This is a genomic window from Devosia elaeis (genome assembly GCF_001650025.1).
Classification (GTDB): domain Bacteria; phylum Pseudomonadota; class Alphaproteobacteria; order Rhizobiales; family Devosiaceae; genus Devosia; species Devosia elaeis.
On the sequence record NZ_LVVY01000120.1, the window covers coordinates 1 to 12,118 of the forward strand.

The 12,118-nt window shown below is 63.4% G+C and carries 9 protein-coding genes; 5 read left to right on the forward strand and 4 right to left on the reverse strand.

Annotated elements, in window-relative coordinates:
• Positions 1-25 precede the first annotated feature (25 nt).
• From A3840_RS15810 to A3840_RS15825, 4 genes are all read right to left on the reverse strand, one after another.
• On the reverse strand, positions 26-853 hold the full coding sequence (locus A3840_RS15810) for a carbon-nitrogen hydrolase family protein (RefSeq protein ID WP_067459007.1): 828 nt from the start codon (positions 851-853) through the stop codon (positions 26-28).
• Complete coding sequence (locus A3840_RS15815) at positions 850-1,824, reverse strand: alpha/beta fold hydrolase (RefSeq protein WP_165603198.1); 975 nt, start codon at positions 1,822-1,824, stop codon at positions 850-852. Before A3840_RS15815 ends, A3840_RS15810 begins: the two co-directional genes overlap by 4 nt.
• 230 nt (positions 1,825-2,054) lie before the next feature.
• Entirely contained in the window at positions 2,055-2,633 is a 579-nt protein-coding gene (locus A3840_RS15820) for a hypothetical protein (protein ID WP_067459010.1), read from the reverse strand.
• Complete coding sequence (locus tag A3840_RS15825; RefSeq protein WP_131798352.1) at positions 2,627-2,866, reverse strand: nucleotidyltransferase domain-containing protein; 240 nt, start codon at positions 2,864-2,866, stop codon at positions 2,627-2,629. Before A3840_RS15825 ends, A3840_RS15820 begins: the two co-directional genes overlap by 7 nt.
• 210 nt (positions 2,867-3,076) lie before the next feature.
• On the opposite strand from A3840_RS15825, the gene A3840_RS15830 reads away from it, so the two are divergent.
• The 5 genes from A3840_RS15830 to hpt all read left to right on the forward strand — a co-directional run bounded on the left by A3840_RS15830 (position 3,077) and on the right by hpt (position 12,062).
• The gene (locus A3840_RS15830) at positions 3,077-3,532 is read left to right on the forward strand and encodes an Hsp20 family protein (protein WP_067459015.1); all 456 of its coding nucleotides are present in this window, start codon (positions 3,077-3,079) and stop codon (positions 3,530-3,532) included.
• Between the two features lie 263 nt (positions 3,533-3,795).
• On the forward strand, positions 3,796-4,269 hold the full coding sequence (gene dps / locus A3840_RS15835; protein WP_067459018.1) for a DNA starvation/stationary phase protection protein Dps: 474 nt from the start codon (positions 3,796-3,798) through the stop codon (positions 4,267-4,269).
• Positions 4,270-4,892: 623 nt separating this feature from the next.
• Positions 4,893-9,623 (forward strand): glutamate synthase large subunit, encoded by a 4,731-nt coding sequence (gene gltB, locus A3840_RS15840; RefSeq protein WP_067459021.1) that lies wholly within the window; start codon positions 4,893-4,895, stop codon positions 9,621-9,623.
• Between the two features lie 356 nt (positions 9,624-9,979).
• Positions 9,980-11,407 carry a glutamate synthase subunit beta gene (locus A3840_RS15845; protein ID WP_067459024.1) on the forward strand — a complete coding sequence of 476 codons (1,428 nt, stop codon included), beginning with the start codon at positions 9,980-9,982 and terminating at the stop codon, positions 11,405-11,407.
• A 91-nt stretch (positions 11,408-11,498) separates the two neighbouring features.
• Positions 11,499-12,062, forward strand: a complete 564-nt coding sequence (hpt, locus tag A3840_RS15850; RefSeq protein ID WP_205633404.1) for a hypoxanthine phosphoribosyltransferase — start codon at positions 11,499-11,501, stop codon at positions 12,060-12,062.
• Positions 12,063-12,118 lie beyond the last annotated feature (56 nt).

The window sequence follows — 12,118 nt, forward strand, 5'->3', positions numbered from 1 at the left end:
TCGTCGGGACCCTATGCGCATGGCGCTACCGGTCCTTAGGCAGCTTTTCACGGTAGATATCGCCTTGCCGGGCTCGTGCGCGCCATGGCCGGGCCTTGTTAAGCGCAATGTCGTAGGCTGGGTCGAGCCTGTCGAGTGACGCCAGCGCCAACCCGGCCCCCGGCCCTTCAACCCTGGCGCACCAGCGGCCATCCGGCCCGACAATACCGGCGGCACCTTTGTCGGCCTCTTGGGACGGCGTTGCCGCTGCGATCCATAAATTATTGAGCCCGGCATGAGCGCGCAGAGCGATTTGAAAGTGTTCAGGCACGCCATACGATCCGAATAGCACGGCATCGACTCCCAGCGTCTCGTATTCGCGAAACACTTCAACGAACTGCGATTCGATGCAGATCGCACACCCCAACCGGTATCCATCCAGGTCGAAGACCAACGGTTCGGTGCCCGGCGTGTACCAGGATTGCAGCTCGGTATTCGAGAGGAACCGCTTGTCGTAACGGCCCACTAGGCTGCCAGACGCGTCCAGAACGTAAAGGCTATTATGCGGCGGATAGACGTCCGAGAAACGGTGCGCACCCCCTACGATCGCGGCAATACCGAGGCTCCCGCAGAGAAGGCCAATTTCCGCCAGCTCGGCGTCCTGCCCCGCCCAATCGTAGTTCCTCCAGCTCTGCGGCGATGCAATCTGGTTCTTGGCATAACCCGACAGGGCGCCCTCACAGAAAACCACGAGGCGCGCGCCGCTAGTCGCCGCTCCGGCAATCAACTGCCTGATCGCAGCTCCATTGGCCGCAATGTCGGACGAGACCAAGCTTTGTGCGGCAGCAATGACAAGCGGGGAACCCTCGCTCACAGGCTCTGCTCGGTGATGAACGCATCGAACGCGGCCAGCACCTGCCCGCGAATGGCGTCGTTTTCCATGAACAATTCGTGCCGCGCCCCGGGGATCACCATGTGCCGCCCGGTGCGCAGGCGCAGGCCCAGGCTTTCGATGGCCGGCGTCGAAACGATCCGGTCCCGCGCCGCCGCCAGCATCAGCAGCGGAATCTTGATCTGGCCCGGAAAGCTGTCCTTGCCCGCATCGACCATGGCGCGCATGGCCGCGGCCAGCCAGCGGAAGGTGGGCGACCCCAGATAGAGCGCGTCATTGGCGCGGACCGTCTCCACCATGCGCGTATAGCGCAGCATGTCCGAGGTCAGCGGATTATCCGGATACATGGCTTCATCGGGCCTTTTGTCGCCCCGGCGCGCCATCGGCAGGCGGCCCAGCCCGACGAAACTCGCCGCCTCGGCGAACAGGGCCCAGCGCGCCAGGCTGTCCTCCATGCCATACAGGCCCACCATGGGCGTGGAGAGAAACACCCGGTCGAACATCATCCGGTCGCGGCTCGCCGCATAAAGGCTGGCCAGCCCGCCCATGGAATGGCCCACCAGATAGAAGGGCAGCGGGCAATCGGGCAGCAGGATATCGGCGTGGAAAGAGCGCAGGTCGGTCCAGTAATCGTCGAAGCGGTCCACATAGCCCAGCATGCGATTGCCGATCAGCCGGTCGGAGCCACCCTGCCCGCGCCAGTCGAACGTGGCCACCGCAAAGCCGCGCTGGCGGAAATCCTCGATGGTCTCGAAATATTTCTCGATATATTCGGTCCGCCCCTGCACGAGGCAGATCGTGCCTTTCGGCGCGCCCCTGCCCTTGGGCCAGAGCGCATAGCGCAGCCGCACCTTGTCCGAGGTGGTGAAATAGCCCACCCGCGCCCCCTCCGGCACCGGATTGGTCGGGATCACGGTCAGTTTGGGTCCGTTGGGATCGACTTGGGCGCTCACATTCGGCCTCGCAGAGATGTCTGGGCCTGGACCATATCGGGCAGCGGTAAAAAGAAAAGCCAGCAACCGGGAGGGTGCTGGCTTTTCTGTCTGTACGGCTCCATGCGGGGGGCGGATGAAGGAACCGACAGGATGCGTGAACCCGAACCGGCTCATTCCGGCCTCGTCCACATGCCCCGTTCTATAGCCCCCACCCTGAACATTGCCGGAGCGTCCCGTTCATCTGCCGTTCATCCCAGCGGCCAGAGTTCCTCCGGCGCCCGGCCGATGGCCTGCGCCAGATGCGCCCGCGCTGCCGCTTCGAAGGCTTCCGGCCAGGCAAGGCCCAGCGTGGCGGCCATTGCCCGCGCCCGCGGCAGGAACAGCCGGGCCAGCGCCAATTGCGCCGCGATCAGCGAAGCCGGCTCCGCGCGCGGATAGGGCAGATTTTCCAGCGCCGCGATATCGGCCGGCGCCAGCAGCCTGTTGAGATGCAGCATCCCGCCCCGGTCGGCCAGCGGCAATTGCTCCTGCATCAATTGCACCAGCATGTCGCGCAGCATCCCGGTGCCCGTCACCATGGTCACATATTCGCGCCGGCCCAGCGTCACCGGCGTCAGCCCCAGAATGCGGATGAATTCGAGGATCATGGCTTCGATCCGCTGCGGATCGGGACGATGCGCCGGCAGGCTGGGCGCCAATTGTGCATAAAGGTTCTGCGGATCGTGCAACGGCTTGATCCCGTCCTGGGCCTGCCGGCCCAATCGTCCGTCCTCGGGCAGGTGCAGGTCGACCCGCAGCCAGCTTTCGGTGATGGCGTTGATCAGCATGCCGCCCCGCTGCCACACCTTGAAATAGATGAGAGGCTCCCGCCCTCCAGCCAGTCCCGCCACCAGGCCTCGATGGCCGCGTGGCGCTCGGCCGGCGCCAGGCCCAGGAGGTCCACGTCGCTCCATTGATCGGCCTGTCCCTTGCCGAAGGACCCGCCCAGGAACAGGGCATCGAACAATCCGGACGAAGGCGCGGCCGTGCGCACCTCGCCGATGAAATCGTCAGCTTGCATGATGGCCTCCCATGGGCGCCAGACTAGGTCATCCGCGCCCCTCATGGCCACTCGCAACGCCTCTTGAACCCCTCCAATCGCCACCTACATCTATGCTGTCCGCCGGTTGTTCCGGGGACCCCGGCCCTCGTCGCAGACCGGACTCGCCGCTTTCGGGAGTTCAAGACGGCATGGGCCGAGATCACACGTTGCTCAAGGAGAATGTGACAAATGCAGACCTACGATTTTTCCCCCTTCTACCGTTCCACCGTCGGTTTCGACCGGCTGTTCAATCGCCTCGATTCCCTGGTCGGGCAGGAAACCAAGACCTATCCGCCCTACAATATCGAGCGCACCGGCGATGATGCCTATCGTATTTCCATCGCCGTAGCCGGCTTCTCCAATGGCGACATCGCCGTGGAGACCAAGGAGAACAGCCTGGTGGTCAAGGGCGCCAAGCCCGCCGACAACGCGGACAGCAAGCGCGAATTCCTCCATCGCGGCATTGCCGAGCGCGCCTTCGAGCTGCGCTTCCAGCTTGCCGATTATGTCGAGGTCACCGGCGCCAATCTCGAGAACGGCCTGCTGCATCTGGAACTGAAGCGCGAATTGCCCGAAAGCAAGAAGGCGCGCACCATCCAGATCAATGGCGGCAGCGCTGCCATCGAGGACAAGTCGGTTAACTAGGCGCCGGCGCTTGCGCAAGATCGCTCCGTTGGAGCGATCTCAGGTGACTGGGCCATGAGAGCTACGCTCGAGCGGCGGCTCGAATGGCAATCCTTTCCGACGTCCATCGGAAATGACGAAGGCGCGGTCCTCCGGGGCCGCGCCTTTTCGTTTGGCCGTATCGTCCACTTACCCCGGGCGGACCTTGAGGGAACGAGTCCGGCGCTCCGCCAGTTGATGGGATGCAGGCCCGGCTCTCCCTTCAACATGCGTCAGGACAATCCATGAAAACCCCATCCATCGCCCTCAAGTCCAATGCCAAATCCGCCGTGATCGAGGTGCTCAACGCCCGGCTGGCCGATGCCATCGACCTGGCGCTCATCACCAAGCAGGCGCATTGGAATCTCAAGGGCCCCACTTTTATCGCCGTGCACGAAATGCTCGATCCCATGCGCGCCCAGCTCGATAGTCATGTCGACACCATCGCCGAGCGCATCGCCCAGCTCGACGGCATTGCCCTGGGCACCAGCCAGGTCGTGGCCAAGGCCACCAATCTCGATCCCTACCCCACCGATATCCGCAAGGTCGCCGACCATCTGGCCGCCCTGGCCGACCGCTATGCCAATCTGGCCAACCAGGTACGCGAGGACATCGACGCCACGGACGAAGCCGGAGACGCCGACAGCGCAGATATCCTCACCGCCTTCTCCCGCGATCTCGACAAGAATCTGTGGTTCATCAAATCCCATCTCGAATAAGGCAGGCGGGCAGGGCCATCGCGCCCTGCCCCGCTTTTCACGGCGCTGCCCGGAGAATAAGCCCTATGACATCTTTTGCATCAGCATAGGCAAACGCGCGCCATTCATTGGCAAAAATAGGAATTTTGCACAAAACACACGCAATGCGCACATGATTTAGGCATATCAGGCACCATAACGCCGATAAAGTCCTATCACTCCTATTCTTAAATCCTGCCTTTCCTATTCTTTTTCAGCAAAGTCCAACTTTGCCGCTTGCTCCGCATTTTGAATTATGCAAATGTGCAGGCGTTAGGGCAGCATATCTGTCCTATCTGACGCGCCGCCCCGCTCTCCGCGGCCAGCGCGCACGCTGGTCCGGCTGGACCGCTAGTCGATAGCGGAAACGGACAGGCGGGGCTAAAATCAAGCCCGAATTACGAGCGGCCATTTGGATGCAGTGCCGCTCCCCAACACATGGACGCGAGTGCTCATCCGAGCCGTACCCGCAAAGTACGACCCGAAATGGACGCCGCGCCCCTGAGGACCAGATGCATCCAGCGGGCCGGCCCCACCGGCAACAACAGGATGCGCACGCGATTAGCATAGCCCCCCGAAGGGCGCCGAACAGAACGAGGTTGAGCATGGCAAACGTACGGACCGGAATTCCCGCCCAGTCGAGCACGGCCAATACCAAAACCTTAATTCTCGACGGCAAGCGCGTCGCCGGCCGCCCCGCGGCGCAGGGTCTTTACGACCCCGCCAACGAGCACGATGCCTGCGGCATCGGCATGATCGCCAATATCAAGAACAAGCCCAGCCACGAAGTGGTCGAGAAGGGTCTCGAAATCCTCGAGAATCTCGAACATCGCGGCGCCGTGGGTGCCGATCCGCTCATGGGCGATGGCGCCGGCATCCTGGTGCAGACCCCGCATGCCTTCTTCCAGAAGGTCATGCCCTTCGCCCTGCCGGAGAAGCATCACTATGCCGTGGCGATGATCTTCTACCCCAATGTGGAGGCGCTGCGCGACCGCTGCGCCGAAGTCGTGCGCCGCTGCCTCGCCCAGGAAGGCCTGACCCTGCTCGGCGAGCGCGTCGTGCCCACCAATAATGGCCGGCTCAGCCGTGGTGTCATCGAGACCCAGCCGATCATCGAGCAGATGGTCGTCGCCCGCCCCCAGGGCCTCTCGCTCGACGAGTTCGAGCGCAAGCTGCTCATCGTGCGCAAGGTCATTTCCAACACCGTCTATAAGGACGTGCCCGAGAGCGATGCCGATAACGGCTTCTATGTCGTCTCCATGTCGGCGCGCACCCTGGTCTATAAGGGCATGTTCCTGGCCGACCAGCTTGGCGCCTTCTATCTCGACCTGCATGACGAGGCCTTCGAAAGCGCCATCGCGCTCGTGCATCAGCGCTTCTCGACCAATACCTTCCCCTCCTGGAAGCTGGCCCATCCCTATCGCATGACCACCCATAATGGTGAGATCAACACCATTCGCGGCAACGTCAACTGGATGGCCGCCCGCCAGGCATCCGTGTCCTCGCCCCTGTTCGGCGACGACATCACCAAGATCTGGCCCATCTCCTATGAAGGCCAGTCCGACACCGCCTGCTTCGACAACGCGCTCGAATTCCTGGTGCGCGGCGGCTATTCCCTGCCCCACGCCGCCATGATGCTGATCCCCGAAGCCTGGGCCGGCAATCCGCTGATGGATGAGCAGCGCCGCGCCTTCTATGAATATCACGCTGCCCTGATGGAGCCCTGGGACGGCCCCGCCGCCATGTCGCTCAGCGATGGCCGCTATGTCGTGGCCACGCTCGACCGCAACGGCCTGCGGCCCGCCCGCTACCTCGTCACCAAGGAAGGCCATGTCGTCCTGGCCTCCGAATCCGGCGTGCTCGACATTCCCGACGAGGACATCGTCGAACGCTGGCGCCTCCAGCCCGGCCGCATGCTGCTGATCGATCTCGAGGAAGGCCGCATCATCTCCGACGAGGAGATCAAGCAGGCCCTGGCCACCAAGAATCCCTACAAGGAATGGCTGGCCCGCACCCAGATCGTGCTGGAAGACCTGCCCGCCGTGCCCCCCAAGGCGCCCGAGCCGACCGATGCCCTGCTCGATCGCCTCCAGGTCTTCGGCTATACCCAGGAAGACGTGAAGCTTTTGATGGCGCCCATGGCGACCACGGGCCAGGAAGCCGTCGGCTCCATGGGCACGGACACGCCCATTTCGGCGCTCTCCAACAAGCCCAAGCTGCTCTACACCTATTTCAAGCAGAACTTCGCCCAGGTCACCAACCCGCCCATCGACCCGATCCGCGAGGAATCGGTGATGAGCCTGGTGTCCTTCATCGGTCCGCGCCCCAATATCCTCGACCTGGCCGGCTCGGCCCGGGAGAAGCGCCTGGAAGTGCGCCAGCCCATCCTCACCAATGAGGATTTGGAAAAGATCCGCGCCATCGGCGACATCGCCGACAACCAGTTCAAGACCAAAACCATCGACATCACCTATCCGGCCGCCAATGGCCCGGAAGGCATGGAAGCGGCCATCGCCGCCATCTGCGAGGAGGCCGAGGCCGCCGTTCGCGGTGAATACAACATCATCATCCTGTCCGACCGGCTGGTCTCGGCCGAGCGGCTGGATATCCCCACGCTGCTGGCGCTGGCGGCCGTGCATCACCACCTGATCCGCAAGGGGTTGCGCACCTCGACCGGCCTCGTGGTCGAAACCGGCGAAGCTCGCGAAATCCACCACTTCGCCATGCTGGCCGGCTACGGCGCCGAAGCCATCAACCCCTATCTGGCCTTCGAGGCCTTGCAGGCCCTGCACGCCGAAGGGAACTATCCCGAGGAAGTCTCGGCCGACGAAGTCGTCTACCGCTATATCAAGTCGGTGGGTAAGGGCCTCCTCAAGGTCATGTCCAAGATGGGCATTTCGACCTACCAATCCTATTGCGGCGCGCAGATTTTCGACGCGGTCGGGCTCAATTCCGATTTCGTGAAGAAGTATTTCTTCGGCACCGCCACCTCCATCGAGGGCGTGGGCCTGCGCGAAGTCGCCGAGGAAACCGTGCGGCGCCATGCCGAGGCCTTCGGCGACGATGCCGTGCTCAAGAAGGCGCTCGATGTCGGCGGCGAATATGCCTATCGCATCCGCGGCGAAAAGCATGCCTGGTCGCCCGATCTCGTCGCCGATCTCCAGCATGCCGTGCGCACCGCCGAGGAAAGCCCGGAAACCGCGCAGGAGCGTTACGACAGCTTCGCCCACCGCGCCAATTCCGGCGAAAACGGCTACATGGCCATCCGCCATCTGTTCGATATCCGGCCCATCGGCCCGCAGATCGGCATCGACGAGGTCGAGCCCGCCGTCGATATCGTGCGCCGCTTCGTCACCGGCGCCATGAGCTTCGGCTCGATCAGCCGCGAGGCCCATACCACTTTGGCCATCGCCATGAACCGCATCGGCGGCAAGTCCAATACCGGCGAAGGCGGCGAGGAGCCCGATCGCTACAAGCCCCTGCCCGATGGCTCGCGCAATCCGTTGCGCAGCGCCATCAAGCAGGTGGCCTCGGGCCGCTTCGGCGTCACCACCGAATATCTGGTCAATTCCGACCAGATCCAGATCAAGGTCGCGCAGGGCGCCAAGCCCGGCGAAGGCGGCCAATTGCCCGGCCACAAGGTCGACTGGATCGTCGCCAAGACCCGCCATTCGACGCCCGGCGTGGGCCTCATCTCGCCCCCGCCGCATCACGACATCTATTCCATCGAAGATCTGGCCCAGCTCATCTACGACCTCAAGAACGTCAACGAGGCCGCCGATATCTCGGTCAAGCTGGTCTCCGAGGTCGGCGTGGGCACGGTGGCGGCGGGCGTCGCCAAGGCGCGCGCCGATCACATCACCATTTCCGGCTATGACGGCGGCACTGGGGCTTCGCCCCTGACCTCGCTCAAGCATGCCGGCGGGCCCTGGGAAATCGGCTTGGCCGAAACCCACCAGACCCTGGTGCTCAATCGCCTGCGCTCCCGCGTCGTCCTGCAGGTCGATGGCGGGCTCAAGACCGGCCGCGACGTGCTGATCGGCGCCCTGCTCGGTGCCGACGAATTCGGCTTCTCAACCGCCCCGCTGATCGCGGCCGGCTGCATCATGATGCGCAAGTGCCATCTCAACACCTGCCCGGTTGGCGTCGCCACCCAGGACCCGGTTTTGCGCAAGCGCTTCAAGGGCACGCCCGAGCATGTCATCACCTATTTCTTCTATGTCGCCGAGGAGCTGCGCGGCCTCATGGCGCAGCTCGGCGCCCGCACGCTCAACGAGCTGATCGGCCGGTCCGACCTGCTCGACCAGCGCCGCGCCGACGACCACTGGAAGAGCCATGGCATCGACCTGTCGAAGATTTTCTACAAGCCCGAGCCCATCGGCGGCGACAGCCTCTACAATACCGAGCGGCAGGACCATCACCTGGAAAACGTGCTCGACCGCAAGCTGATCGAGCTCGCCACCCCGGCGCTGGAAAGCGGCACGCCCGTGCAGATCGAGCTGCCCATCCGCAGCCGCGACCGCTCGGCCGGCGCCATGCTCTCGGGCGCTCTCGCCAAGAAGTATGGCCATGAGGGCCTCAACGAGGACACGATCTCGATCACCCTGCGCGGCACGGCCGGCCAGGCCTTCGGCGCCTTCCTCGCCAAGGGCATTTCCATCGACATGATCGGCGACGCCAACGACTATGTCGGCAAGGGCCTCGCCGGCGGCCGGATCGTCGTGCGTCCTTCCGACCAGGTCTCGTTCGACCCCAACAAGTCGATCATCGTCGGCAATACGGTCCTTTATGGCGCCACCGAAGGCGAGGCCTATTTCCGCGGCATTGCCGGCGAACGCTTCGCCGTGCGCAATTCCGGCGCCATCGCGGTGGTCGAGGGCACCGGCGATCATGGTTGCGAATACATGACGGGCGGCCTCGTCGTCGTCATCGGCCCCACCGGCCGCAACTTCGCCGCCGGCATGTCTGGTGGCGTGGCCTATGTGCTGGATGAAGACGGCACCTTCCGCAGCCGCTGCAACCTCGCCATGGTCGATCTCGAGCCGGTCCAGGAAGAAGAAGACCTGATGCGCAAGCTCCACCACCATGGCGGCGATCTCGAATGGCATGGCCGGGTCGACATTTCCGGCGACATGACCAAGCATGACGACGAGCGCCTGCACCAGCTCATCTCCAACCATCTGCACTATACCGGCTCCACCAAGGCCAAGCAGATCCTGGAGAACTGGGTCGAGATGCGCCCGAAATTCGTCAAGGTCATGCCGGTCGAATATCGCCGCGCCATCCTCGAAATGGAAAAGAAGCGCTCTTCGGGCGCTCACGCGGCGGCCGAGTGATGAATGTAGAGACCCTGAGCCTTTTGGCTCTAGCGCTCGGGGCTCTCTACTCTCTGTTTGGCGCATCTGCGATAGTGCTCAGAGGGAGCACAGTTTTTTGGAGATGGCTTCGGTCAAAATGGCCACAGACGAAGCGGGATATCAGCAGCATAATAATCCCCACAACTGCTGACCTTGCGAAGTACGGAAGCCACAGAACAACAAAGAAAGCGGTAAGGCGAATAAGTTCTGAACTAAGAACCCAGATAAACATGACTCAAGAACGCATTGAATACGTCAAATTTGCATTCTTTATTATGTACCTGGGCTTTATTGTCCGAATTTTTTGGCTGAAGCTTTCGTAGAGGATCTGAATTATGGGTAAGGTAACAGGCTTTCTCGAAATCGACCGCGAGGAACCGCGCTACGAGCCGGCGTCCGACCGCATCCGCCATTGGGGCGAATTCACCATTCCGCTGAGCGAGGGCCGGGTCACCGACCAGGCCGCGCGCTGCATGGATTGCGGCATTCCCTTCTGCCATGGCGACACTGGCTGTCCGGTCCATAACCAGATCCCGGACTGGAACGACCTCGTCTATAACGGCGATTGGGAAGAGGCGGCGCGCAACCTCCACTCCACCAACAATTTCCCCGAATTCACCGGCCGCATCTGCCCCGCCCCCTGCGAGGAAGCCTGCACGCTGAACCTGGAAGACGTGCCGGTCGCCATCAAGACGGTGGAACAGGCCATTGCCGACCGGGCCATCCGCTCCGGCTGGGTCAAGCCGTCCATCCCGGCGGTCAAGACCGGCAAGCGCGTCGCCATTGTCGGCTCCGGCCCCGCCGGCCTGGCCGCCGCCCAGCAGCTGGCCCGCGCCGGCCATGATGTCCATGTCTATGAGCGCGAGCCCAAGGCGGGCGGCCTCATGCGCTACGGCATTCCCGACTTCAAGATGGAAAAGGACCATATCGACTTCCGCGTCACCCAGATGGAAGCCGAAGGCGTCACCTTCCATTACGGCGTCAATGTCGGCGTCACCACGCCTCTCTCGGATTTGCAGCGCGATCACGACGCCGTCCTGCTCGCCGGCGGCGCCGAAAAGCCGCGCGCCGTCGATGTCGAGGGCAATCAGTTCGCCGGCGTTCACTACGCCATGCCCTTCCTCGTGCAGCAGAACCGCCGCGTCGGCGGCGAGGACGTGTCGAACGAATTCCAGCTCACCGCCGCCGGCAAGCATGTCGTGGTGGTGGGCGGCGGCGACACCGCTTCGGACTGCGTCGGCACCGCCTTCCGCCAGGGCGCCATCGCCGTCACCCAGCTCGACGTGCGCCCCATGCCGCCCGAACTGGAGAACAAGCTGACCAATTGGCCCAATTGGGCGGTCAAGATGCGCACCTCCTCCTCCCAGGCCGAAGGCGCCATTCGCGAATTCGCCGCCGGCACCATGAAGATCCTGGGCAATGCCAAGGGTCACGTCACCGGCGTCGAATGCGCCCGCGTCGATCGCAAGCGCCAGCCCATTCCCGGCACCGAATTCATCATCAAGGCCGATCTGGTGCTCTTCGCCATCGGCTTTGCCGGCCCCGTCCAGGAGGGCATGCTGACCGAGCTCGGCGCCGATCTCGACAAGCGCGGCAATCTCTTCGCCGATACGATGAGCTACAAGACCACCCAGCCCAAGGTCTATGCCGCCGGCGACATGCGCCGCGGCCAGTCCCTCGTCGTCTGGGCCATCCGCGAAGGCCGCCAGGCCGCCCGCTCGATCGATTTCGATCTCATGGGCAGGACGGATTTGCCGCGCTAGAAGCGGAAATTACCGCAAACGTCATGGCCCGGCTTGTCCGGGCCATCCAGGAATGCTTCAACCGAACTGGATCACCCGGACAAGCCGGGTGATGACGCCATTGAGAGGCTTTCGCGTGCCCCAGGTCCCCTACATCGTCGACCAGCTCATCTCCGCCAAGGCCATCGCCGCCCGCGTCGAGGCCCTGGCGGCCGAGATCACCGAGACCTTCAAGGACACCGAAAAGCTCGTCGTTGTCGGCCTCTTGCGCGGCTCCTTCATCTTCATCGCTGACCTGGTGCGCGAAATCGACCTGCCGGTTGAAGTCGATTTTCTCGAGGCCTCGTCCTATGGCGACGGCATGGAATCGAGCCGCGAAGTGCGCATCCTCAAGGACCTGCGCGGCGAGATCGCCGGGCGCGACGTGCTGGTGGTCGAGGACATCATCGATACCGGCCACACGCTCAAACACGTGCTCGAAATCCTCGAGACCCGCCACCCCCGCCGCATGGAAGTCTGCGCCCTCCTCAACAAGCCCTCCCGCCGCGAGGCCGAAGTCCCCGCCCGCTGGATCGGCTTCGACATTCCCGACGAATTCGTCGTCGGCTACGGCATCGACTACGCACAGAGAAACCGCAACCTCCCCCATATCGGCAAGGTGCGTTTCGTCGAATAGCCGCTCCCGTCTCTTCGCCCGCCGTCACCTCCACCAGCTGCCCCCCACCCACCAAT